The sequence below is a fragment of the Arthrobacter sp. zg-Y916 genome, assembly GCF_020907385.1.
GTDB lineage: Bacteria > Actinomycetota > Actinomycetes > Actinomycetales > Micrococcaceae > Arthrobacter_B > Arthrobacter_B caoxuetaonis.
In genome coordinates, this window is sequence record NZ_JAJJOD010000002.1 from 241,689 (window position 1) to 263,999 (window position 22,311).

Genomic DNA, 22,311 nt, shown 5'->3' on the forward strand with positions numbered 1-22,311 from the left:
CCGCAGTGGCGTATCGTTGCTACGGCAGCAAATGAAGGTACCCCTAGCAGAATCGGATGGATAGTTTGGGCGCAGCAGGACAAGTGGAGCAGCTGACAAAGCGGACTCCCCAGGTTTCCACGGACGAACTCCTGCAGGGTTTCTTCCCCTCGCCCAGATTCGGAGAAGTCTCCTTCGACAGCTACATCCCGGATCCGGCACAGCCCTCGCAGGCGGAGGCAGTCGCTGCGATGCGTGCCTTTGCCCAGAACGTTGATACTCCCGCCCCCAGCGGCTTCCGCAAGCTGTTCGGCGCGAAGAAGCCTGAAACGAAGGCCGGGTTCTACCTCGACGGCGGCTTCGGTGTGGGCAAGACCCACCTGCTCGCCTCGCTTTTCCACGCGGTGGAGGGGCCCAAGGCCTTCGGCACCTTCGTGGAGTACACCAACCTTGTGGGCGCACTGTCCTTCCGCAAGACGGTCGAGGCGCTCTCGGCCTACAAGCTGGTCTGCATCGACGAATTCGAACTCGACGATCCCGGAGACACGGTCCTGATGTCCCGCCTCATGCGGGAACTGTCCGACGCCGGCGTCAAGCTCGCTGCGACGTCCAACACCCTGCCCGGCTCCCTGGGTGAGGGCCGCTTTGCGGCCGTCGACTTCCAGCGCGAGATCCAGGTCCTGGCGGACCAGTTCGACGTCGTACGGATCGACGGCGAGGATTACCGCCACCGCGGCCTGCCGGAGTCCCCGCCGCCGCTGGACGAGGCCGGACTTGCCGAGCGGATCACCGCGGAGTTTGACGGGAAGACTGTTGCCGAGGACGACTTCGCTGACCTGGTGGCCCACCTGGCGGACGTGCATCCCAGCCGCTACCGCCAGCTGATCGATGGAATCGACGCCGTGGCCTGGCACAACGTTCACACCATCTCGGAGCAGTCCGTGGCGCTGCGCTTTGTGGTCCTGGCCGACCGCCTCTATGACAAGGACGTTCCGATCCTTGCCAGCGGCGTTCCCTTCGACCAGCTTTTCACCAAGGAAATGATGGCCGGCGGCTACATGAAGAAGTACTTCCGCGCCGTCTCACGCCTGACGGCGCTGGCCCGGGAGGGCCAGACCGGCGAGGCATCCTAGCCAAAGCCGAGCCCCAACCGACGCTTACGCAACTGGCGCTTTAAAAGACGAAGGTCCTGATCCCGCGGAAAGCGGGACCAGGACCTTCTGCCGTGCTCTGAGACTTATACGGCCGGAGGAGTCTGTCCGGTTTCGGGTCCCTTGCCCGGTCCCTGGTTGCGGTCGATGTTCTCTACCGCTTCAGAGGCCTTGGCCTGGAAGCCATCGATTTTGTCGGAGTACTTGCCGCCGGTCTTCTGGTCAACGAAGTTCCCCGCATGGTCGATGCCGCCCTTGATCTTGTCGGCGTTTTCGCCCACAAGTTCGGTAGCCCTGTCCTTCAGCTCTCCGGCCTTGCCTTTGAGCCCGTCAAATACAGACACGGATCACCTCCCTTCCACCAGGGGAGGCCCTGACGCCTCCCGTTCGCTTCAATGCTAAGCCTCCTGATGGATTGCACCAATGGATTCAGCTGAGGGAATATCCGGTTCCAGGACCGGCGCATTCAGTTCGGTAATGTCCCGGTGCAGTTTCCAGCTGCCGGAGACCCGCCGCCAGGATTCCATTAGCAGCGCCCGGGCGATGACCTGTGAGTCCCGGCGGTAGCTCATCTCGTAAAAGACCACGGCCTCATCCTCACCGCGCATCCCCACGGTGCGGTGGCTGGCATGGACGGTGGATCCCTGCATTCCCCGGACTACCTGTGCGAATCCGTCCTTCGCCTCGGCCGTCTCGAACTCGGAAATGGATGTGGCGTCCTGGCCTACCCACCCGTGGTATTTCGGTGCCAGGAACGCGTAGACGGGTGTGGCATCCCCAGTTGCCATTCCCTCGTTCCAGGCAGCTATGTACATGTCGTGAAAATCGTCCGTTTTCCCCATGGCGCCGAATCTAACACGCTGTTGTCCCTAGTCAGCGCACTGAACCGGTATGTGAAGACAAAAAAGAACCAGGCCCGGGAGGGGCCTGGTTCTTTTTAGTGGAGCGGACGACGGGATTCGAACCCGCGACATCCACCTTGGCAAGGTGGTGCTCTAGCCAGCTGAGCTACGTCCGCAGAGTGCGCGATACTGGGATCGAACCAGTGACCTCTTCCGTGTCAGGGAAGCGCGCTACCGCTGCGCCAATCGCGCCTGATACTGACAGGTTCCGAAAGAATTCCGGTGCCTTCAGTACAGGAGAGCGGACGACGGGATTCGAACCCGCGACATCCACCTTGGCAAGGTGGTGCTCTAGCCAGCTGAGCTACGTCCGCAAATGAATATCCAACACACAAGGTGCTGAACCTCGTGCGCGATACTGGGATCGAACCAGTGACCTCTTCCGTGTCAGGGAAGCGCGCTACCGCTGCGCCAATCGCGCCCATAAATGGGTTGTGCATGTAACCGTGGAGGTGGGGACGGGATTCGAACCCGCGTATACGGCTTTGCAGGCCGCTGCCTCGCCTCTCGGCCACCCCACCGTGACCAGCTTTTTGAGGGCCGGAAATACAGTGACTTGCGAGCGGACGACGGGATTCGAACCCGCGACATCCACCTTGGCAAGGTGGTGCTCTAGCCAGCTGAGCTACGTCCGCATGTTGGTGTTCCAGCGGCGAACTCCCGCTTTCCAACGAAGAAAAACTCTATAGGACGTTTCGAAGTTCGTCCAATCGGCGCGCTTTGCACATTCACCCCGAAGCGGGTTTTGACGAGGCACGATTGTGGGCTAGCATCTTTAGACGTTGCAGCACTTCAAAGGCAACTCCCGCAAGGGCGATTGGCGCAGTGGTAGCGCGCTTCGTTCACACCGAAGAGGTCACTGGTTCGAACCCAGTATCGCCCACAGAAATACGCAGGCAGGCACCGGAACAGCTCCGGTGCCTGTTTTTGCTTAAAGGTCAGACCCGGGTGACAGACTGTTGATATGACTGAACCAGCACTGGCGCACACTACCGAGTTCGGGCGCATGTATTCGCGCTCCCTGTCCGAACCTCCTGCGGTTCCCTCAATCACCACTGTCATCGCCCAGGGCAGCACCTCCCTGGACGGCTGGCACAGCTACATGGCGGCCAGCGCCGTCGTCAAGCATCCGGGCCTGGGGCAGGCCCTCGGCAACCAGGCGCAGCTGAAGACGATCGTCAAGGAAGCCTCCCGCGCGTCCGAACGCTACCGCGATGCCGCCGCCGAGCGCGGCACCCGTGTCCACTTTTACTGCGAGCAGGTGGCGCTGCGGGCACTGGAGCAGCCGCATCAGCTTGCCGAAGCCCGCGAAAAGCTGGCTGAGCACGGCGAGCACCAGTTTGCCGACCGCTTCGACGAATGGTGGCAGCTCTACCAGGTGAAGCCCCTGGCTGCGGAAATCACCGTCTGGAACCATGAGCTCGGTTACGCCGGAACCCTTGACCTGGTCGCCAGCATCGGCGGACGGCTGTGCCTGATCGACTACAAGACCAAAAACACCGACCGCGACGGCCAGGTCAAACAGCTTGATGACAAGGTCGTGATGCAGCTGGTCGCCGGCATGAAGGCGGAAGAATCCCTGGTCGACGCGGGGCGGGGGGAATGGGAGCCGTGGGCCTACGGCGAGCAGCCGCTGCTCCTCGGCGTCGCGGTGGGACAGACCGAAGTGCGGCCCATGCGTGCCAACCCTGACGTGCTTCCGCAGCACTGGTACAAATTCTGTGCGCTGCGGCGGGTCTGGCAGACAAATTACGACGTCGCTGCCGCCGGCCGGGCGCTCCTTCCCATCGCTCCGCCGCCAATGCAGGCCTCCGGCGCCCATGCTGTTCCCGCCGGGCAGCCCGCGCACAACTAGACTTAGGTTCAGCACGAGGACTTAGCGCTACACAGAAATAAGAGTAAGGAACACACTCCAGATGGCAATCCTGACGATTCGGATCATCGGCGACCCCGTCCTGCGGACCCCCGCTGAGGAAGTGACGGAGTTCGGTCCGGAGCTCGCCAAGCTTGTGGCCGACATGGAAGAGACCATGGAGGACGTGGAAGGCGCCGGTCTCGCCGCACCCCAGGTGGGTGTCAGCCTCCGTGTCTTCACCTACCGGATCGACGGCGCTGCGGGGCACATCGTGAACCCGGTCCTGGAACTGAGTGAAGACCGCCAGGAAGACCAGGTCGAGGGCTGCCTCTCCATTCCCGGCCTGGGCTATCCCGTCCCCAGGTACCGCTGGACCCGTGTCACCGGCCAGGACAAGGACGGCAATCCCGTCACGGTGGAGGGCGAAGGAATGCTTGCCCGCTGCTTCCAGCACGAGACCGACCATCTGGACGGCATCCTCTACATCGACCGGCTCGAAGGTGAGGACCGCAAGGCCGCGCTTCGCGCCATCCGCATGGCCGACTACGATTCCATCGCCGAACGCACGGTCACGCAGCGCGCCCAGTCTGTCGGGTCCAGCTTCGGCACCTTCGGCCAAAGCACGGGAGCGTAAGCAGGCGTGGCGATGCGCGTACTTTTTGCTGGGACGCCCGCTGTGGCGGTCCCTTCCCTCAACGCCCTCCTGGACGCCGGATTCGACGTGGTCGGTGTCCTCACCAGGCCCGATGCGCCGCTGGGACGCAAGCGCGTGCTGACTCCGTCGCCGGTCGCAGCCCGCGCCGAAGAGCTTGGCCTGCCGGTGATCCGGGCGGACAAAATCGACGACGACTCCGTTGCCGCCATTGCGGAACTCGCACCGGATGCCGCCGCGATCGTTGCCTACGGGGCCCTGATCCCCGAACGCGCCCTGGCCATCCCGGCGCACGGCTGGATCAACCTGCACTTTTCCCTGCTCCCGGCCTGGCGCGGGGCAGCTCCGGTCCAGCATTCCGTCATTGCCGGTGACGAGATCACCGGGGCCAGCACTTTCCTGCTGGAAAAGGGCCTGGATACGGGACCGGTGTTCGGGCAGCTGACCGAAACCGTGGACCCGTCATTGACCAGCGGGGAACTGCTGGAACGGCTCTCGCACAGCGGAGCGGTGCTGCTCGCGCAGACCCTCGCCGCGATCCAGGCCGGGAAGGCCGTTCCGGTTCCGCAGAGCGGTGACGTGACACTGGCTCCCAAGCTGACGATCGAAGACGGACACCTGGACTGGCAGCAGCCTGCCCTGGCGCTCCGGCGGCGGATCAACGGCGTCACCCCGGAACCCGGGGCCTGGACCATGTGGGACGGAGCCCGGTTCAAGATCGGTGCTGCCGTGCCGCGGCCGGATGTCACTGACCTGGCCCCCGGCCAGGTGCGGCTGGGGTCCGGCAGCGGAGCCGAAGCCCTGGTGGGGACCGGAAGCACGGCGCTGGAACTGACGCTGGTCCAGCCGGCCGGCAAGAAAATGATGCCCGGACCTGACTGGGCCCGGGGACTAGGCCAGCGTGAGGACGTGGTTTTCGAATGAGCAGCACCGAACGCAATGCGAAGGGCCACGAGCGCAGCCGGCCCAAGGTCCGCAGCCATACCCAGGCCGCGCCGTCGCAGCGGACCCGCGCGGCGGATCCTGCCCGGCTTGTCGCCTTCGAAGTGCTCCGCGCCGTGTCCGGCGAGGACGCGTACGCAAACCTGGTGCTGCCCAAGAGCATCCGCAAGCACCGGCTGGACAAGCGCGACGCCGGGTTCGCTACTGAACTGGCCTACGGCGCCCTGCGCGGCCAGGGTACGTATGACGCCATCCTGGCCCGCTGCGTGGACCGCCCGCTGGAGAAGCTGGACCCTGCTGTCCTGGATGCACTGCGGATCGGCGCCCACCAGCTCCTGGCCATGCGCGTTCCGGCCCATGCGGCCCTGGACCAGACCGTGGGCCTGGCCCGCGCCGTGATCGGCGCCGGGCCTTCTGCCCTGATCAACGCGGTGCTGCGGAAGGTCGCTGCACGGGACCTGGGGGAGTGGACCGCACTGCTGACCGAAGGCGACACCGACGCCATCCGCCGCGCGGCGATCGAGCAGAGCCACCCCGAATGGATCGTCCGTGCGCTCCGCCAGTCCCTGGTGGCCCACGGCCGCAGCGTCGAGGAAATCAACGACCTGCTGCGGGCCGACAATGACGCGCCCGTCGTGAACCTCGTCGCCCTGCCCGGGCTCGGGGACCTGGACGAGGCCCGGGCAGCCGGAGCGGTAGACGGTGAACTGGTCGCGGATTCGGCACTGTTCTCCGCGGGCGACGTCGGACGGCTGGAATCTGTCCGGGCCGGAACCACCCGGGTCCAGGACGCCGGCTCGCAGCTGGTGGCCCGCGCCCTGGCCGAGCTGGACCTGGACGGCGTCACTCCGGACGAGGACGGCGTCGAGAAGTGGCTGGACATGTGTGCCGGTCCCGGCGGGAAAGCAGCACTGCTTGCCGCCCTGGCCCACGAAAAGGGAGCGGTGATCCTGGCCAACGAGCCTGCACCGCACCGCGCCCAGCTGGTCCGCCAGGCACTGGACGCCGTTCCCGGGGAGACCTGGAACGTGCGCACAGGAGACGGCCGCACCGTGGCCGAGGACTACCCGGAAACCTTTGACCGCATCCTGGTGGACGCTCCCTGCACCGGCCTCGGTGCCCTGCGCCGCCGGCCCGAGTCACGCTGGCGCCGCCAGCCCTCCGACGTCGGCGAACTGGGGAGCCTGCAGCGCGAGCTGCTCCTCAGTGCCGTTGACGCCGTGAAGCCCGGCGGCGTGGTGGCCTATGTAACGTGCTCTCCGCACCCCGCCGAGACCAAGGCCGTCGTCGCGGACGTGCTGCGCCAGCGCAACGACCTTGAGCTGCTGGACGCCGGAGCCGCACTGGATGCCGTCAGCCTGACCGGTTCCCTCGGGGCCGGGCACGAATCCACGGCCCAGCTGTGGCCCCATGTCCACCAGACCGATGCCATGTTCCTGGCGCTGGTCCGCCGCAAAATCTAGGAGACCCTGTGAGCCAGTGCTGCATCAACCCGAGCATCCTCTCCGCCGACTTCGTGAACCTGGAAGCGGAGCTGGAGCGGATCAGCGGCGCCGACGCCGTCCACGTGGACGTCATGGACAACCACTTCGTGCCGAACCTGACCATCGGCCTGCCCGTCGTGAAGCGGATCCAGGAGGTCAGCGGACTGCCGCTGGATGCCCACCTGATGATCGCCGACGCTGACCGCTGGGCTCCGGCGTACGCCGAAGCCGGGCTGGCCTCAGTGACGTTCCACGTTGAGGCCGCTGCAGCCCCGATCCGGCTGGCGCGGGAACTGCGTGCCCGGGGTGCCAAGGCCGGCATGGCTTTGAAGCCGGCCACTCCGGTGGAGCCGTACCTGGACATGCTGCCCGAGCTGGACATGCTCCTGATCATGACCGTGGAACCGGGTTTCGGCGGCCAGAAGTTCCTCGATGTGACGCTGCCGAAGATCCGCCGCGCTGCCGAGGCCGTCCGCGGCTCCGGCCTGCCGATCGCCATCCAGGTGGACGGCGGGATCGCCCCCGACACCATCGAGCGCGCCGCGGAAGCCGGGGCCAACGTGTTCGTCGCCGGCTCAGCGGTCTACGGCACGCCCGACCCGAATGAGGCGATTGCCAAACTGCGGGCCCAGGCCAGCGCGGTAAGCCGCGCCGTCTAGGCGGGCTGCGGCGGCCGAACCCGCTGCACCATGACCCGGCCGGTCTTCTCCCAGCCGGGGTCCATAACCTGCGGCCACTGCGCGGTCATCATGAACAGCAGGCCGCCGTCGTCACCGCCGGCGGCGCAGGAGAAGCATCCGTCCTCCAGCTCAATTGTCTGGAGGACCTCGCCGCCTTCCTGGACGCGGACGCACCGTTCGCCCGGCACCTCGGCGAACCAGATGCCGCCGCTGCCATCCCAGCTGATGCCGTCCGGGGCGCTGCCCTCCACGGCGGCCCATGTCCCAGCGGCTTCCAGGGTCCCGTCCGGACGGACCGTGAAAGAGCTCAGCCGTCCGGCGTAGGACTCGGCAACCACCAGGGTGTTCCCGTCTGCGGAGACCAGCATGCCATTGGGGAACGCCAGGTTCCCGGCGACCTGCTGGACTGAACCGTCCGGCCGGATGAGGGCGATCAGCCCGTTGTTCCGCGGCTCGCCCGCGTAGTCCTGCCCGATTCCGTTGACGTAGACGTTGCCGGAGGGGTGGACGGCAATCTCGTTCCAGGGATGCGGCGACAAGCCGCGCAGGTCCGCCAGCGGAATCAGCCCCGCGTGCGGAACTTCAACCAGCACCGATCCGTCAGCCCCGGAGACGACGGCCATCCGCCCGTCCGGCAGCCAGTCAAAGGTGATCGGAAAAGAGGGCACTCCGGTGATCCGCCGCACGTTCCCGACAGCGTCCAGGGCCGAGATGGTGCCGGCGGTCCAGTCCGCGAAGTAGAACTCTCCGCCGTGCCAGCGTGCGGATTCGCCCATCCCCAATCCGGAAACCAGAGTTGTCGCCTGTTCCATCGAAGGAACCTCCCGCGCCTGTAAGGATTCACTGCCGAACGCGTCCAGTATGCGTCGGTGCCACCGCGGGCAACAGGGGACACGGCTGGACCGATAAGATGAGTGGCTTGCTTCCATCCCGAGAGGACACCCCCGAATGAGCCTGATCAGGCTGCAGGACGTCAACGTTGGCTTCGAAAAGAACCAAATCCTCCGGGAGGTGTTCTTCCGTCTGGAGCCTAAGGACCGGGTGGGGCTGATCGGCAAAAACGGTTCGGGCAAATCCACGCTGCTGAAACTTATTCTGCAGCAGATCGAACCTGATTCCGGCACGGTGAGCGTGGATGAAGGCCTGAAGATCGGGTACTTCTCCCAGTTCTCCGAACTGGCCGGGGAGTCTACGGTGACCGAAGTCCTCGACGGCCTGTTCACCGAAATCAAGGACGTGGAAGCGGAACTGGCCTCGATCGACGCGGCACTGGGCGCCGATCCGGACGGGAAGACCATGGACCGGCTGATCCGCCGCCAGGCTGAGCTCTTTGAAACCATGGACCATCTGGACGGATGGGACTATCCGCGCCGGATCGACGCCGCGCTCACCACCCTGGGATTCAGCGAAGCCCACCGCACCTGCCCGATTGATGCCCTGTCCGGCGGCTGGCGCAACCGTGCCGCACTGGCCAAGATCCTGCTGCAGGCACCGGATGTGCTGCTGCTGGACGAACCAACCAACTACCTCGACGTCGACGGAGTCCAGTGGCTGGAAGGCTGGTTCCGGGACTTCCGCGGCGCCGCCGTCGTCGTCTCCCACGACCGGGCGTTCCTGGACGCCGTGGTGACCCGGATCATCGAAGTGGAGAACTTCCACCTGCACGAATACCCGGGGAACTTCGCCGAATATGTCATCCAGAAGCAGTTCCGGCTGAAGCAGCTGGCCTCCCAGTTTGTGCACGAATCGGAGCTGCTGGCCTTCGAAGCCGAAGGGATCGCAGACCGCCGCGAGGCTGCAAAGGCCGGCGGCCGGACCCTGGGTGCGAAGCTCGCGCGGATCAAGAAGTCCCGTGCGCCGCGTCCTGTGGACCAGATCATCACCGAGATCTACGCAGGACTGCACGTGAAGGACAACCTGTGCCGGGTGCAGGACGTGGCCAAGTCCTACGGGGAGAGGACCCTGTTCAGCGGGGTGTCCTTCGAGATCCAGCGCGGGGACCGGCTGGTGGTCCTGGGCGCCAACGGCAGCGGCAAGACCACCCTGCTGCGGGTGCTCACCGGCGAGGAAACGCCCGACGCCGGCAAGGTAGCCTGGGCGAACGGCGCCCGGATGGTTTCCTATAACCAGGTCCTGGCCGAACTCGACGACGCCGACACCGTCACCCACGCGGTCAACGCGATGCCGGACAGCCTGGCGCTGACCGCGACGAAGAAATCCGTGAACCGGTTCCTGGCCATGTTCCAGTTCTCCGAGGCTGACCTCAAGCAGAAGATCGGAAACCTTTCCGGCGGACAGAAGGCGCGCGTGGCCATGGCCCAGTGCCTGCTCTCGGGAGCCTCCGTCCTGCTGCTCGACGAACCGACCAACCACCTGGATCTTTCCAGCACCCAGGTCATGGAGCAGGCGCTGCTGCATTTCCCGGGCGCCGTGGTGGTGGTCAGCCACGACCGGTTCTTCACGGACAAGGTAGCCAACCGGCAGCTGGTCTTCGGCGCCGGGGGCGGCGCTCCCGGGGAGATCGACCTGCGCGTGGCCTGAGACACCCGGCGTAAAAGTTAAACCAGCCCAATCCGCCTGTGTGAGAATATGGATTAACAAACGTGCTCCGGGGTCGGTGTAATTCCGAACCGGCGGTTATAGTCCGCGACCCGCACGTCAGGCTGGGATCCCTCAGCAGGATGTGCGGTTGAACTGGTGAAATTCCAGTACCGACAGTTAAAGTCTGGATGGGAGAAGCACGTACAGTTTGTTGAACCGACGCTTCGGCGTACCTGCAGGGGTACCCCGGGCTGTCGGTGCATCGGACTGTCGTACCCCCGGAGCCGCCGCTACGGGATAAGGAACGACATTGGATTTTTTGCGGTGGCTCTTTGACGCGCAGATCCCCGTGGGGAGTTCTTCCCTGCTGGTGCGCGAAGTACTTGGCAACATCTTCGGGCTGCTCAGCGCCCTCGGCGGCATGCGCCGGAAAATCTGGGCCTGGCCGGTTGGAATCGCCGGCAACGCCCTGCTGCTCACCGTTTTCCTCGGTTCGATCTTTGGCGACGCCAGCACCGCGAACCTACTCGGCCAGGCCGGGCGGCAGGTGATGTTCATTGCCGTCGCCGTGTACGGCTGGCGCCGCTGGCAGGCCAGCAAGAGCTCGGGTGCCGACGCCGTCACACCACAGTGGGCCTCCGGCAGGGCACGGATCGGCCTGGTGGCGGGAATGATCCTCGGTACCGCGGCACTGACACCCGTCTTCGGCATGCTGGGCTCCTACGAACCAGTGTGGGCTGATGCCTGGACGTTCGTCGGATCACTGCTGGCTACATACGGCATGGCCAAGGGGTGGGTCGAATTCTGGCTGATCTGGGTGGCAGTGGACATTGTGGGCGTGCCGCTACTGTTCAGCGCCGGCTACTACGCCACGGCGTTCATGTACCTGTTCTACGGGGCCTTCACACTGATCGGGTTCTTCGTCTGGTGGCGCGCCAAGGCCAACGAGAAGCCGCAGGTACAGGTCGCCATGCCGGATCCGACGGTGCGGTAGCCATGAATTTCTCCGATGCGGAACGCACAGCCATGGAGCAGGCACTCCAGTTGGCCCGCCGGGGAGTGCGCGGGGCTAACCCGCTGGTGGGTGCGGTGATCCTGGACCCGTCCGGGGAGGTCCTGGCGAGCGGGTTTCACCGCGGGGCAGGAACTGCACACGCCGAAGCCGACGCCCTTGCGTCCGCCGCGGCCGACGGCATCGATGTGGATGGCGCGACCATGGTGGTCACCCTGGAACCCTGCAACCACACCGGCCGCACCGGACCCTGTTCGCAGGCCATCCTCCGCTCCGGTATCGCGCGGGTCGTGTACGCGGCCGCAGATACCAACGAGGACGCCGCCGGGGGAGCTGCTGCTCTGACCGCCGGCGGGGTGGAGGCTGGGGGTGGACTGCTGGCGGACGAGTCACGGGAACTAAATTCCCGCTGGGCAGCCGCGATGGACGGCCGGCGTCCGTTCGTCACGGTCAAGACGGCCCAGACGCTGGACGGCCGCACCGCTGCGGCGGACGGAACCAGCCAGTGGATTACCTCACCGGAGGCACGCGCCGATGCCCAGGATCTGCGCCGGCGGGTCGACGCAGTGCTGGCCGGCACGGGAACCATCCAAGCTGACAATCCGCGGCTGACCGCCCGGAATCCGGACGGCAGCACGGCGGAAAAGCAGCCGCTGCGCGCGGTCATGGGACACACGCCGGTTCCCGCCGAGGCCGCCGTCCGGGGAACCGACGGCCGGTTCGTCCAGATCCCGACGCATGATCCCGCCGTCGTACTCGCTGAACTGTATGCCCGTGGCGTGCGGCACGTGATGGTCGAGGGCGGCGGCACCGTGGCTGGCGCCTTCCTCCGTGCCGGACTCGCCGATGAGCTGGTGGCCTACACCGCTCCGGCGCTGCTGGGCGCGGGCACCGCGGCGTTCGCGGGCCTGGGCATCGCGTCCATGGCCCGGATCCAGCGCTGGCGCTGGGATCCTGCCGGCGGCGGCAGTGCCGTGCCCGTGGGGCCGGACCTCCGGCTGCACCTTGAACCTATTCCTTTCGAAGAACCACAGTAAGGACGTCAGACGTGTTTACCGGCATTGTCGCTGAACAGGGCAGCGTAGTTTCCCTGGAACCCGATGCCACCGGCGCCGGAAAGGTGCTGGTCATCGATGCTCCGCTCACGTCCGCGGAGCTGGGGCTGGGCGGATCGATCGCCGTCAACGGGGTCTGCCTCACCGCGACCGCCATCGACGGAGCCCGCATTTCACTCGACGTCATGGGCGAAACCCTGGACCGCACCACCACCGGCGGGCTGGAACCCGGGCGGACCGTAAACCTGGAGCGGTGTGTGCCCGCCGGCGGACGGCTGGACGGCCACGTGGTGCAGGGGCATGTGGACGGTGTCGGGACGCTGCTGGTACGCGAGGACCTGGGCAGCTGGGACCGGCTGCGCTTCGGTGTGCCGCCGCAGCTTGCTCGGTACATCGCGGAGAAGGGCTCGATCGCCGTCGACGGCGTCTCCCTCACCGTTACTGCCGTGAGCGTGCCGCAGGACCGTGAGCCGTGGTTCGAAGTCGGGCTGATTCCCACCACTCTGGCCGAGACCGGCCTTGGTGCCCTGCAGCCCGGGAGTCCCGTGAATCTGGAAGTGGATGTACTGGCGAAGTACGCCGAACGGCTGCTGGCGTTTGCGGCGCCTGCATCCGGAACCGAGGAGGAGTCATGAGCATCCGGCTGGATTCCATCGCCGCCGCCGTTGAGGCGGTTGCCGCGGGCCGCGCCGTCGTGGTCGTGGATGACGAGGACCGCGAGAACGAGGGCGACATCATCTTCGCCGCCCAGCACGCGACCCCGGAGCTGATGGGGTTCACCGTCCGGTACACCTCCGGCGTCATCTGTGTGCCGCTGCCCGGCAGCTACGCGGACCGGCTGGACCTGCCGCCCATGACAGCGGTGAACCAGGACGCCAAAGGCACCGCCTACACGGTCTCCTGCGACGCCGCCTCGGGAACCAGCACCGGGATCAGCGCCGCCGACCGCGCGCTGACCTCCCGGGTACTGGCCGATCCAGCCTCCGCTCCGGCGGACCTGCACCGTCCCGGCCACATCTTTCCGCTCCGCGCGCACGACCGCGGGGTCCGCGCCCGCCGCGGACACACCGAAGCCGCCGTTGAGCTGGCGCAGCTGGCGGGCTGCACACCGGTAGGCGTGATTGCCGAACTGGTGCATGACGACGGGACGATGATGCGCCTGCCCGCCCTGCGGGAGTTCGCCGACGAGCATGGGCTGGCATTGGTCTCCATTGATGACCTGGTGGCGTACCTGGCCGCGGTGCCGGCATCGGCCGGAGGCCGGCGGTGAAGGGCGCGGAGAACGTGGTCCCGGGACCCGTAGTTCAGCTGCCGACGGCGTTCGGTGACTTCACTGCCCAGGTCTGGACCGATACGCGCACCGGTGCGGAACACCTGGCTGTCTCCGCCCCAGGAACTTCCCCCGAACCCGGGACCCCGCTGGTGCGGCTGCATTCGGAGTGCCTGACGGGCGACGTATTTGCCTCCTACCGCTGCGACTGCGGTGAACAGCTGGAACAGGCCCTTGGGCTGATCAGCCTGCACGGCGGAACAGTGCTGTACCTGCGCGGTCACGAGGGCCGGGGGATCGGCCTGGCGAACAAGCTGCGGGCCTACGCGCTGCAGGAAGCCGGAGCGGACACCGTGGAGGCGAACGAGCAGCTGGGCCTGCCCGTGGACGCCCGCGACTACCAGGCCGCGGCGGAGATCCTGCTCCGGATGGGCCTGGACCGCATCCGGCTGCTGAGCAACAACCCGGTCAAACGTGACCGGCTGGAGGTGTTTGGCGTCGCCGTGGAAGCGATGGTGCCCTCCGAGGTGCCGGTCAGGGCCGAAAACGAACGGTACCTGCAGACCAAGCGGGACCGGATGAACCACCACCTCAATCTGCTGCGGGCCAATCCCGTCCAGCAAAGCTAACTTTCCCCACCACACCGAAGGACATCAGACATGAGCGGACACGGCGCACCGGAGAACGACGTCAGCAGCATCAAGGCCCAGGGCCTTGACATCAAGGTGGCGGTTGTCGCTGCCAGCTGGCACACCGAAGTGATGAACGGACTGATCGAGGGTGCGCTGCGCGCTGCCTCTGATGCGGGGCTGCGGCCGAAGGTGATCCGGGTTCCGGGCACGTTCGAGCTGTCCGTGGCTGCCGCGCGGCTGGCACCGCACTTTGACGCCGTCGTTGCCCTCGGCGTCGTGGTCCGCGGCGGAACTCCGCACTTTGACTATGTGTGCTCCTCGGCCACCCAGGGGCTGACTGAGGTCAGTGTCCGGACCGGCACTCCGGTCGGTTTCGGGGTGCTGACCTGCGACACCGACGAGCAGGCGCTGGACCGCGCCGGGCTGGAGGGGTCCTCGGAGGACAAGGGCTATGAGGCGTTTGCTGCCGCCGTGAACACCGTGGCAGCGCTGCGCTGGGCCGGCGTTTGAGCGCTGTCTTGAACAAAAAAGCACTGCAGGCGGACGGGTTCACCGGCTTCCGGCCGATCGCGGGGCTGGAGATCAACCGGATCCCGCAGCGGCAGGGAATCTTCGCGGTGCTGCGCCCCGCAGGCTTTGAACCGGTGTTCCTGGCCCAGAGCACCGCCGGGACCTTCAAGCGGAAGAACCCGTCTGTGTCCCAGGCGGTCCTGGCGGAGGAATGGGTTGAGGACGCGGACGTCCTGTTCCTTGGGAAGGCCGGTCCCGGCAGCAAGGGCAACCGCGGGCTCCGGCGGCAGATCCAGGAGTTTGTGGACTTCGGCCAGGGGAAGCCGCCGGGGCACTGGGACGGGCGGCTGATCTGGCAGCTGGCTGGTGCCGGGAAGCTGCTGGTCGCATGGAGGGAGCTCCCGGCGGGGGAGCTCAATGAGGCCCTCGCGGTGTATCACGAACAGTTCCGCCAGCTCCACGGCAGGCTGCCGTTCGCGAACCTGGTGCAGGCTCGGGGGTAGTACTGCGTGCTGGCCGGGTTCTAGGCCGGTTGGGGCGTCCGAATCCCCAGAAACGCAATCAGCGCTGCGGCAAACATCAGCACCGCCGTCGCCAGTGCCGTCCGCTGGAAACCGGCATAGTCCAGGGATCCGGCTGAGATGGTGCCGATGAGGGCAACCGTGATGAGCCCGGCCACCCGGCTGACGGCGTTGTTGACCGCAGACCCGATGCCGGCGTCGGTCTCATCCAGTGCACCCAGTACCGCTGCGGTCAAGGGAGCGACCATGACTGCCAGCCCCAGGCTGAAGAGCAGCAGGCCGGGTAAGAGCTGGGTGAGGAAGTTCAGCGGCGGGCTCATCGTGAGCATGAGCAGGAATCCGGCGCCCATGATGGCCGGACCCGCCGTCATGAAGATGCGCGGACCGTACCTGCCGGCCAGGTCGCCGAACCAGGTGGAGAGAAGCAGCATGGCGATGGGCAGGGGCAGCGAAATGAACCCTGCCTCAATGGCGCTGAAACCCGCGGTTTCCTGGACGAAGACCGTCAGGGCAAACGTGCCCAGGGAGAGTGCTCCGTACGCGGCTGCGGTCACCAGGTTTCCATAGCGGAAGTTCCGCGCCTGGAACAGGGAGAGGGGCATCATCGGCGACGGGGTCCGGGCCTCGCGGACTACGAAGAGCACCAGCGCAACCAAGCCCCCGGCCAGGGACAGATACACCGCCGGATGCGTCCAGCCCAGCCTGTCCTGTTCGATCAGCGCATAGACCGAGCCGCCCAGGCCGGCGACGGCGAGGAGCGCGCCGGGGATGTCCAGGGCTGTCCGGCGTCGCGGGCTATCCTGAAGTCCCGGCATGAGGACCAGGGTGATGGCCACCGGCAGCACGTTCACCGCAAAGATGAACCGCCAGCTGGCCCAGTCAACCAGAACCCCGCCCAGCAGCGGGCCGATGATCGCGGCAGTTCCGGTCCAGGCCGTCCAGGTGCCAATGGCGCGGGCGCGCTCAGGGCCGGCATACGCCGTCGTAATCAGGGCCAGGCTGCTCGGGACGAGCAGCGCCGCCGCGATGCCCTGGAGCGCGCGGGCGAGCACCAGGACGTCCGGGGTCCACGCCAGGGCACAGAGGACGGATGCCGCGGCGAAGCCCGCCAGTCCCCAGGCAAGGACACGCAGCCGCCCGAAGGAATCCGAAAGGGACCCGGCAAGCAGGATCAGTGCGCCCAGGGTCAGCAGATAGGCGTTGACCGTCCATTGCTGGGTGGCGAGCCCGCCGCCGAGGTCGGCACCGATAGCCGGGAGTGCGACCGTGACGATGCTGCCGTCCAGGAAGGCGACGAAGGACGCCAGGATCGCGACGATGAGCAGGCGGCTGCGTTTCGGTGCCGGGCCGGGGACTGGATCCGCCATTCTGAATGCCTTCCTTCATCCCGGGTTGCCCCAGGAAGAGTGATGCGGAAGAGTGCCTACATCCCCTCGGCTCCGCAGACTATGTACAGGAGAACACCATGTCCACCAAGATCACCTTCATCATCGACAATCCGGCAGACCCTGAAGCATTCGAAGCGGCCTACAGGGATTTCGAAGGCAGCGCGCGGCAGCTTCCGCGCATGCAGCGATTCGAAGCCGGAAAGGTCTGGCCCAAGGAGAACGGATCGCCCACCCCGGCGTACCGGACTGTGGACATGTACTTCGACACCTACGACGATGCCTCCGCTGCGGTGGCGACCGCCGAAGCCGCCGACTTTATGGACCAGCTGAAGGCTACAGGGACAACGTTCATGGCACTGTTCACGGATGTAAAGGACAGCTAGGCCGTAGGACCGTGAATCACCCTGGGCTCTTTCTCGGGGCAGCATTCAGCCGGCTCGCGGAACGGATCAGATGCTCGCGTTCGGGCAGGCTGAGGGCTAGATGAGCAGCCTTGGCATACAGCTGTGCGGCCTCTTCGGTGTCGCCGCTGCGTTCGTGGAGGTAGGCCAGGGCGGCGGTGTGCCGGGGGAGTGCAGGATCCAGCGTGGCCAGGGCATCGAGTCCTGCCCGCGGTCCGTCCGCCTCACCCAGGGCGACGGCGCGGTTCAGCTTCGCGACCGGGCTGTCTGTCAGCGCAACCAGCTCGTCGTACCACCCAACTATCTGCGGCCAGTCGGTTTCCCCGGCGCTGGCGGCATCTGCGTGCAGCGCCGCGACGGCGGCCTGTGCCTGGTATTCGCCCAGCCTCTGCCGGGCGAGCGCCCGCTGCAGGATCATCATGCCCTCGGAAATCAGGGCGGTATCCCAAAGGCCGCGGTCCTGCTCCGCCAGCGGTACCAGCTGACCGGCGCTGTTGGTCCGTGCCGGCCGGCGGGCGTGGTGCAGCAGCATCAGGGCCAGCAGTCCCTGCACCTCTTCGTGCTGAAGGCGGCTGGCCAGCTGGCGGGTTAGCCGGATCGCTTCGGCCGCGAGGTCCACGTCGCCGGTGTACCCCTCGTTGAACACCAAATACAGCACCCGCAGCACGGTGGACAGGTCGCCCGGGGAGTCGAACCGGACCCCGGACACTGTCCGTTTGGCCCGGCTGATGCGCTGCGCCATGGTGGCTTCGCCCACCAGATAGGCGGCCGCAATCTGACGGGTGGTCAGGCCTCCGACGGCGCGCAGCGTCAAAGCCACAGCCGACGACGGGGTCAGCGATGGATGGGCGCACAGGAAATAGAGCTGCAGCGTGTCATCCTTTTCTGGGGCGGTCCCGGGCGCCGGTTCGGCATCGGCCTTGAGTTCACGACGCCGGCGGGAAGCCTCCGCGCGCCCGGCGTCGAGGAACTTCCGCCATGCCACCGTGACCAGCCAGCCCAGCGGATCCCGCGGCGGGTCGCTGGACCAGGTCCGAAGGGCCTCGAGCAGGGCTTCCTGGACAGCGTCCTCGGCCGCCGCGAATCCTGCTCCGCGGCGGACGAGGACAGCGATCACCTGCGGGGTGAGCGTTCGGATGAGCCGTTCCTCCAAGGCTTACTCCGTTACGGTGGCGGGGGAGCCCATGAACGGGCGGAGCTCAATCCACTCGTGCAGCGGTTTTCCGCCCGCCGCCGGTGCGGCGGAGAGTTCACCGGCCAGTTCGACGGCACGGTCATAACCGTCGACGTCGATCACCATCCAGCCCGCAATCAGGTCTTTGGTTTCCGCGAACGGGCCGTCGGTCACCGGCGGCCGCCCCTCGCCGTCGTACCGTACAAAAGTCCCCTCAGGGGACAGGGCCTGACCGTCGATGTATTCGCCGCCGGCCTGCAGCCGGTCGGCGAAGTCCTGCATGAACTGCATGTGGGCGGAGACTTCCTCCGGCGTCCACTGATCCATCGGCACATCGTTCAGGGGTGCCGGGGCGCCGCGGTAGTGCTTGAGCAACAGATACTTGGCCATGACGTTCTCCTTGCCTGGTGCAACACGTGGGTTGCCTGCAACACAGCCATTGTGGCTGCCTTCATGTCTGGGACGAAGCAGGTTCAGGATTCTCGACATTGCTTTGGCTTGCTACCCTGAGGCACCAACTGGAAGGGGAGCCGGGCATTGAAGCAGGTGCTGGTGCATCGAATCCGGCGGCTACATCGAAACCGCGGGCGGGCCGTTACCGTTGGTGCGGCAGCGTTGCTGCTGCTGGGCGGCGTGGCTGGCTGCGGACAGCAGTTCGGAAATCATGCAGAGCCCCGGCCTGCGGCCGAGCTGGTCGACGCCGTCGACTGCACCTCCATGGAGCGCACCGTCGAATCGGGCACCCAGCCGACGCCGGCAGCGTCGCCGCCGGCGGCCGGCTCCATTCCTGCGGACTTTGTTCCGTTTGAAGCGATCCTCTGCACCGCCGGGCTGGAAACCGTCGAAGACCAGGACGGCGTGTGGTCGGCCGTCGCCGAGGAGCGACTTGGCGGAAACCTGGACGCGCTGGTGGCTGCCTTGGCCGAACCCAGCGACGGGCCCCGGCCGAACCAGGCCTGCACCGCCGACATGGAGCTGGTTCCCGATCTGTGGCTGCTGGCGGCGGACGGAAAGGCTATGCGCGCCGCCTGGCCCACGGACTCCTGCGGCAAGACCAAGCCCGGCGTGCGTGGCGTCCTAGCGGATCTGGATGTGCTTGGCTCGAGCCTGCACAAGCTCTCGCTGATCCAGTCCCGCGCCGCCCTCGACGCCGGCTGCCCCGCCGAGTGGAGTATCAGCGCCGTCCCGGGAGGCCTGGCGCTCGCCCCGCTGACGACAATCCCCGGTGACGGGCTGGGCCAGGTGGAGCCAGCGCACCCCTCATCCGGTCTGCTGCCAGCCGCTGACGACGTCGATGCCCTGAGGATCTGCGGCTACCGGACGGTACCTGAACCTGAACCAGGGAACGGGCTTTCTCCGGACGCAGGGCCGGACACCCCCTTTGACGTTGTCGAAATCGCGTCGGGAACGTTTACCCGCGGCGGGAACCTGACCGGTCCGGCCAAGGATGCTCTCTTGCAGGCTGCCGCCGCCGAGCCGTCGGCAACGGATTGCGGTGCGGCGGCGACCGAGTTCGCGGCGCTTTGGCCGGTGGCCCTGGGACAGGAAGCCGGTGCGCCGCTCACCCTGGAGCTTGACGGCTGCCTCCGGCTGGTCAGCATCGATGGGTCTGCGCGGACGGTGCCCGCGGAACTGGCTGCCGCCGTCGTCAGCGCGATGGCGGATTAGGCCAGGGACCTCAGGAACGCCGTCGCATCCGCCGCGACCCGGGACGGACATTCCCACAGCACCAGATGCGCAGCGTCGGGATAGACCAACAGGACGCTGCCCTCGATCCGTGCAGCAAGAATGTCCTGGCCGCTGCGCGGCAGCAAACTGTCCTGTGCGCCCCACAGGATGAGTGTTGGAGCGTGGATGACTGCTGACTCGGTGGGCGGCACCGCCTCGTACAGGCCGTGCAGGATTCCCTTCCACGCGTGCGAAGGGATGTTGACGCCGTCGCGAATCCGGTCCTCGATGAACCAGCGCGGAACAGGATTCCCTAGGGGATACCAGGACAGGGAAGCGCGTACCCAGTCCTCTTCCACGGGATCAATCAGTGCGTCGACGTCGTCCGCGAACGGCGGCCTGCCCTGCAGGCTCAGGGGTGCGCCCACCAGCACAAGCGCGGCGACCAGCGCCGGATGTTCGACGGCCAGCTGCTGGGCCACATAGCCGCCGCTGGAAGACCCGAGGACGGCTGCGCTCTCCACCTCGAGGGCAGCCAGGACCGCTGCGGCGTCGTCGGCCTGCTCCGCCAGCGAGTATCCCGCCAGCGGTTTGCCGGCATCTCCCTGCCCACGCAGATCCGGGGCGTAAATCCTGAAGCCGGCCAGCCCGGGCACCAAACGGTCAAAGCTCCGGCGGGATTCGCCCCAGGCGTGGAGGAGGAGCACCGGTGGTGCGTCGGCGTCCCCTCTGACGAGGCACGGGACCGTGATCCCGGTGCGGAGATTGAGGATCCGGACGTTGGAGTCCATGTTTCAGGGTACGCCGCGCGCCATGCCGGACGGTGGACCCGCCGGCTGCCGCCCCGCACCCGCCTCAAGGACGCTAGCGTGCGCCGCCGGAACGGCAGGTACGCGACCCCGTCAGAGTTTCATTTTCAGGGTGCGGCACGGAACAGGTCGGCGTGCTCTTGTGCCCAAAGGGCGAATGATCGTGCCGGACGCCCGGTGACCTCCTCGACGGTGGGCAGGACGGTGCCGGCATTCTCGGGAGGGCTGGTGGCCAGCTGGATGCCGAATTCAACGTAGTCCTCGTCGTAGCCGTAACTGCGAAGGCGTTCGCGCTCGGCGTCCTCACCCAACTGCACGTACCGGACTGGCTCGCCGATTGCATCCGCGAGCAGGCCGGTCCGCTCGGCAGGAGTCAGTGCCTCGGGACCGGTTACCCGGTAGGTCTTGCCTGCGTGCCCTTCCGCGGTCAGCGCGACCGCAGCGACACCGGCGATGTCGGCTTCGTGGACGACGGCGCTTTGGTAGCCGGCGAGCAGGGACACTGTGCGCGAGGCACGTATTTCGGGGGCCAGATCGAGCGAGTTGCCCATGAACTCGGCCGGCTGCACGATGGTCCAGCTGATGGAACTGGCTGTCAGCGCCTCTTCGATACTCGTGGGCGACCAGCCGCCCAGGACGGTGGCCCTCCGAATGCCGGCATGCTCGGCGAGCCGGATGATCTCCACCCCGTTGGTGAGGTCCCCGCCGTCGTCCCCGCCAAAGGTGATCAGGTGGATAGCATCCATGCCTTCGAACGCTGCTTCGAGGCTGTCGCTGTTGGTGAGGTCGCCGGTGACCACCTCCACCCCGTCCGGCAGGTCGGTCCGGGCAGGGTCGCGGGTAAGGGCGCGGACGGCGTGGCCGGACTCGAGGAGTCTGGCGACGAGGTGACGCCCGACCTGTCCAGCGGCTCCCGTGACAAGAATGTGCATGGGTGTGAGTTCCTTTCGTCGGGCTGGCATTTGGCCCCATGATGGCAGTGCTTGCGGACAGGTTCCGTCCTCAATAGGCGCCTTGTCTTGGAATATCCTTGAGGAATTTCGACCTATTAGTTCTCCGCGGGTACGCGGCGCCAGCAGCAGCATGAGACCGCACTAGTCTCCTGACTCAGACCGGGAGGCGCAGCATGTAGCGTGTAGGCCATGAAGAATCTTCCGCTGTCGCTCGCGCTGGCCGCTTTATCCGGTGCACTCACCCTGAAAAGCCCGGCCGGCTGGTCTCCGGGGGTGCGCCGCGCCTTCGTGCTCGCTCCCGGCGCCGCCACTGGCATCATCGCCGCCGCGGCCCTGCTAAAGGGAGCCCAGAAAGGGCGGGAGCTGGCTGCCGCCGGGAGAGTCGATCTAGTCACCCCGGCAGCGTCCAAATCCGACGGCGCTGGAAGCACTGCACCCCCGCCTTCCTATGTGCGCGCAGATGCGGTTCCGTCACGGAAGCCGGCAATCGCATTGACCGCACTGGCTGGGGCGGTGGGCGTCACCGTGAGCGGGGTCCTGGCGCTGAGCCTGGTGGTGGATGAGCGGATCGAAACCTGGTTGCTCCGGCACGGGACGGCCCGGCCGCGGCTTGTGATGGCGGTCATCGCGGCCGTGACTTCCCTGGCCCTGGACCAGATGATGGATTCCGTGGATTCCGTGGATTCCAAGGATGCCCGTCACTAGAGCCGAGGCACTCCCTGGATAGTCGCG

General features: G+C 66.6%; 25 protein-coding genes, 7 tRNA genes and 1 riboswitch. Of the genes, 18 read left to right on the top strand and 14 right to left on the bottom strand.

Translation table 11 applies throughout. From position 1 onward, the window contains the following. The first annotated feature begins 56 nt into the window (after positions 1 to 56). A complete protein-coding gene (zapE, locus tag LOC59_RS06385; RefSeq protein ID WP_227917138.1) occupies positions 57 to 1,112 on the top strand; it encodes a cell division protein ZapE in 1,056 nt (351 codons plus the stop codon). A 104-nt stretch (positions 1,113 to 1,216) separates the two neighbouring features. Here the strand turns inward: zapE and LOC59_RS06390 are convergent, their stop codons facing one another. The 8 genes from LOC59_RS06390 to LOC59_RS06425 form a co-directional block, all read right to left on the bottom strand. Next, positions 1,217 to 1,474 (bottom strand): antitoxin, encoded by a 258-nt coding sequence (locus tag LOC59_RS06390; protein ID WP_227896908.1) that lies wholly within the window; start codon positions 1,472 to 1,474, stop codon positions 1,217 to 1,219. A 54-nt stretch (positions 1,475 to 1,528) separates the two neighbouring features. Next, the gene (locus LOC59_RS06395; RefSeq protein WP_227896907.1) at positions 1,529 to 1,972 is read right to left on the bottom strand and encodes a hypothetical protein; all 444 of its coding nucleotides are present in this window, start codon (positions 1,970 to 1,972) and stop codon (positions 1,529 to 1,531) included. Positions 1,973 to 2,071: 99 nt separating this feature from the next. Continuing rightward, positions 2,072 to 2,148, bottom strand: a tRNA-Gly gene (locus LOC59_RS06400). A gap of 4 nt (positions 2,149 to 2,152) precedes the next feature. Continuing rightward, a tRNA-Val gene (locus LOC59_RS06405) sits at positions 2,153 to 2,224 on the bottom strand. A gap of 48 nt (positions 2,225 to 2,272) precedes the next feature. Beyond that, a tRNA-Gly gene (locus LOC59_RS06410) sits at positions 2,273 to 2,346 on the bottom strand. A 35-nt stretch (positions 2,347 to 2,381) separates the two neighbouring features. Further along, positions 2,382 to 2,453, bottom strand: a tRNA-Val gene (locus tag LOC59_RS06415). Positions 2,454 to 2,479: 26 nt separating this feature from the next. After that, a tRNA-Cys gene (locus LOC59_RS06420) sits at positions 2,480 to 2,553 on the bottom strand. A 40-nt stretch (positions 2,554 to 2,593) separates the two neighbouring features. Beyond that, positions 2,594 to 2,667: transfer RNA gene (locus LOC59_RS06425), tRNA-Gly, on the bottom strand. A 176-nt stretch (positions 2,668 to 2,843) separates the two neighbouring features. On the opposite strand from LOC59_RS06425, the gene LOC59_RS06430 reads away from it, so the two are divergent. The 6 genes from LOC59_RS06430 to rpe all read left to right on the top strand — a co-directional run bounded on the left by LOC59_RS06430 (position 2,844) and on the right by rpe (position 7,624). Then, positions 2,844 to 2,915, top strand: a tRNA-Val gene (locus LOC59_RS06430). An 81-nt stretch (positions 2,916 to 2,996) separates the two neighbouring features. Further along, the gene (locus LOC59_RS06435; RefSeq protein ID WP_229971067.1) at positions 2,997 to 3,887 is read left to right on the top strand and encodes a PD-(D/E)XK nuclease family protein; all 891 of its coding nucleotides are present in this window, start codon (positions 2,997 to 2,999) and stop codon (positions 3,885 to 3,887) included. A gap of 61 nt (positions 3,888 to 3,948) precedes the next feature. Continuing rightward, positions 3,949 to 4,521 (top strand): peptide deformylase, encoded by a 573-nt coding sequence (gene def / locus LOC59_RS06440; protein ID WP_227896905.1) that lies wholly within the window; start codon positions 3,949 to 3,951, stop codon positions 4,519 to 4,521. Positions 4,522 to 4,533: 12 nt separating this feature from the next. Continuing rightward, entirely contained in the window at positions 4,534 to 5,463 is a 930-nt protein-coding gene (gene fmt / locus LOC59_RS06445; RefSeq protein ID WP_229971069.1) for a methionyl-tRNA formyltransferase, read from the top strand. Next, positions 5,460 to 6,944 carry an RsmB/NOP family class I SAM-dependent RNA methyltransferase gene (locus tag LOC59_RS06450; protein WP_227896903.1) on the top strand — a complete coding sequence of 495 codons (1,485 nt, stop codon included), beginning with the start codon at positions 5,460 to 5,462 and terminating at the stop codon, positions 6,942 to 6,944. Before fmt ends, LOC59_RS06450 begins: the two co-directional genes overlap by 4 nt. An 8-nt stretch (positions 6,945 to 6,952) precedes the next feature. Continuing rightward, positions 6,953 to 7,624, top strand: a complete 672-nt coding sequence (gene rpe, locus LOC59_RS06455; RefSeq protein ID WP_227896902.1) for a ribulose-phosphate 3-epimerase — start codon at positions 6,953 to 6,955, stop codon at positions 7,622 to 7,624. Here the strand turns inward: rpe and LOC59_RS06460 are convergent. Beyond that, positions 7,621 to 8,457: an SMP-30/gluconolactonase/LRE family protein gene (locus tag LOC59_RS06460; protein WP_227896901.1), complete on the bottom strand. Its 837-nt coding sequence runs from the start codon at positions 8,455 to 8,457 to the stop codon at positions 7,621 to 7,623. The two genes, rpe and LOC59_RS06460, sit on opposite strands and share 4 nt — an antisense overlap. Before the next feature lie 136 nt (positions 8,458 to 8,593). Between LOC59_RS06460 and LOC59_RS06465 the strand changes: the two genes are divergently transcribed. The 8 genes from LOC59_RS06465 to LOC59_RS06500 all read left to right on the top strand — a co-directional run bounded on the left by LOC59_RS06465 (position 8,594) and on the right by LOC59_RS06500 (position 15,168). Beyond that, positions 8,594 to 10,186 (top strand): ABC-F family ATP-binding cassette domain-containing protein, encoded by a 1,593-nt coding sequence (locus LOC59_RS06465; RefSeq protein ID WP_227896900.1) that lies wholly within the window; start codon positions 8,594 to 8,596, stop codon positions 10,184 to 10,186. 58 nt (positions 10,187 to 10,244) lie between these two features. Next, positions 10,245 to 10,391: riboswitch (FMN riboswitch) on the top strand. A 105-nt stretch (positions 10,392 to 10,496) separates the two neighbouring features. Further along, positions 10,497 to 11,180 carry a nicotinamide riboside transporter PnuC gene (pnuC, locus tag LOC59_RS06470; RefSeq protein ID WP_227896899.1) on the top strand — a complete coding sequence of 228 codons (684 nt, stop codon included), beginning with the start codon at positions 10,497 to 10,499 and terminating at the stop codon, positions 11,178 to 11,180. A gap of 2 nt (positions 11,181 to 11,182) precedes the next feature. Continuing rightward, the gene (gene ribD / locus LOC59_RS06475; protein WP_229971070.1) at positions 11,183 to 12,235 is read left to right on the top strand and encodes a bifunctional diaminohydroxyphosphoribosylaminopyrimidine deaminase/5-amino-6-(5-phosphoribosylamino)uracil reductase RibD; all 1,053 of its coding nucleotides are present in this window, start codon (positions 11,183 to 11,185) and stop codon (positions 12,233 to 12,235) included. Positions 12,236 to 12,246: 11 nt separating this feature from the next. Beyond that, positions 12,247 to 12,888 (top strand): riboflavin synthase, encoded by a 642-nt coding sequence (locus LOC59_RS06480; protein ID WP_229971072.1) that lies wholly within the window; start codon positions 12,247 to 12,249, stop codon positions 12,886 to 12,888. Beyond that, positions 12,885 to 13,523 carry a 3,4-dihydroxy-2-butanone-4-phosphate synthase gene (gene ribB, locus LOC59_RS06485; RefSeq protein ID WP_229971074.1) on the top strand — a complete coding sequence of 213 codons (639 nt, stop codon included), beginning with the start codon at positions 12,885 to 12,887 and terminating at the stop codon, positions 13,521 to 13,523. The genes LOC59_RS06480 and ribB overlap by 4 nt, the downstream gene beginning before the upstream one ends. Next, complete coding sequence (gene ribA, locus LOC59_RS06490; RefSeq protein ID WP_229971076.1) at positions 13,520 to 14,152, top strand: GTP cyclohydrolase II; 633 nt, start codon at positions 13,520 to 13,522, stop codon at positions 14,150 to 14,152. Before ribB ends, ribA begins: the two co-directional genes overlap by 4 nt. A 30-nt stretch (positions 14,153 to 14,182) precedes the next feature. Continuing rightward, entirely contained in the window at positions 14,183 to 14,665 is a 483-nt protein-coding gene (gene ribH / locus LOC59_RS06495) for a 6,7-dimethyl-8-ribityllumazine synthase (RefSeq protein ID WP_227896894.1), read from the top strand. Between the two features lie 8 nt (positions 14,666 to 14,673). Continuing rightward, a complete protein-coding gene (locus LOC59_RS06500) occupies positions 14,674 to 15,168 on the top strand; it encodes a hypothetical protein (RefSeq protein ID WP_229971078.1) in 495 nt (164 codons plus the stop codon). 20 nt (positions 15,169 to 15,188) lie between these two features. On the opposite strand, the gene LOC59_RS06505 is transcribed toward LOC59_RS06500, so the two are convergent. Beyond that, a complete protein-coding gene (locus LOC59_RS06505) occupies positions 15,189 to 16,553 on the bottom strand; it encodes an MFS transporter (RefSeq protein WP_229971080.1) in 1,365 nt (454 codons plus the stop codon). 98 nt (positions 16,554 to 16,651) lie between these two features. On the opposite strand from LOC59_RS06505, the gene LOC59_RS06510 reads away from it, so the two are divergent. Continuing rightward, complete coding sequence (locus LOC59_RS06510) at positions 16,652 to 16,957, top strand: EthD family reductase (protein WP_227917125.1); 306 nt, start codon at positions 16,652 to 16,654, stop codon at positions 16,955 to 16,957. Positions 16,958 to 16,973: 16 nt separating this feature from the next. Here LOC59_RS06510 and LOC59_RS06515 read toward each other — a convergent pair whose 3' ends face one another. Then, positions 16,974 to 18,128 (bottom strand): RNA polymerase sigma factor, encoded by a 1,155-nt coding sequence (locus LOC59_RS06515; protein ID WP_229971082.1) that lies wholly within the window; start codon positions 18,126 to 18,128, stop codon positions 16,974 to 16,976. Positions 18,129 to 18,131: 3 nt separating this feature from the next. Then, positions 18,132 to 18,539: a YciI family protein gene (locus LOC59_RS06520; RefSeq protein WP_229971083.1), complete on the bottom strand. Its 408-nt coding sequence runs from the start codon at positions 18,537 to 18,539 to the stop codon at positions 18,132 to 18,134. 147 nt (positions 18,540 to 18,686) lie between these two features. Here LOC59_RS06520 and LOC59_RS06525 point away from each other — a divergent pair, with 147 nt between their 5' ends. Further along, on the top strand, positions 18,687 to 19,817 hold the full coding sequence (locus LOC59_RS06525; protein WP_229971085.1) for a hypothetical protein: 1,131 nt from the start codon (positions 18,687 to 18,689) through the stop codon (positions 19,815 to 19,817). On the opposite strand, the gene LOC59_RS06530 is transcribed toward LOC59_RS06525, so the two are convergent. Then, a complete protein-coding gene (locus LOC59_RS06530; RefSeq protein WP_227917122.1) occupies positions 19,814 to 20,608 on the bottom strand; it encodes an alpha/beta fold hydrolase in 795 nt (264 codons plus the stop codon). The genes LOC59_RS06525 and LOC59_RS06530 overlap by 4 nt on opposite strands. Before the next feature lie 125 nt (positions 20,609 to 20,733). Beyond that, positions 20,734 to 21,558, bottom strand: a complete 825-nt coding sequence (locus LOC59_RS06535) for an NAD(P)H-binding protein (RefSeq protein WP_229971087.1) — start codon at positions 21,556 to 21,558, stop codon at positions 20,734 to 20,736. Between the two features lie 210 nt (positions 21,559 to 21,768). On the opposite strand from LOC59_RS06535, the gene LOC59_RS06540 reads away from it, so the two are divergent. After that, the gene (locus LOC59_RS06540; RefSeq protein ID WP_229971088.1) at positions 21,769 to 22,284 is read left to right on the top strand and encodes a hypothetical protein; all 516 of its coding nucleotides are present in this window, start codon (positions 21,769 to 21,771) and stop codon (positions 22,282 to 22,284) included. Positions 22,285 to 22,311 lie beyond the last annotated feature (27 nt).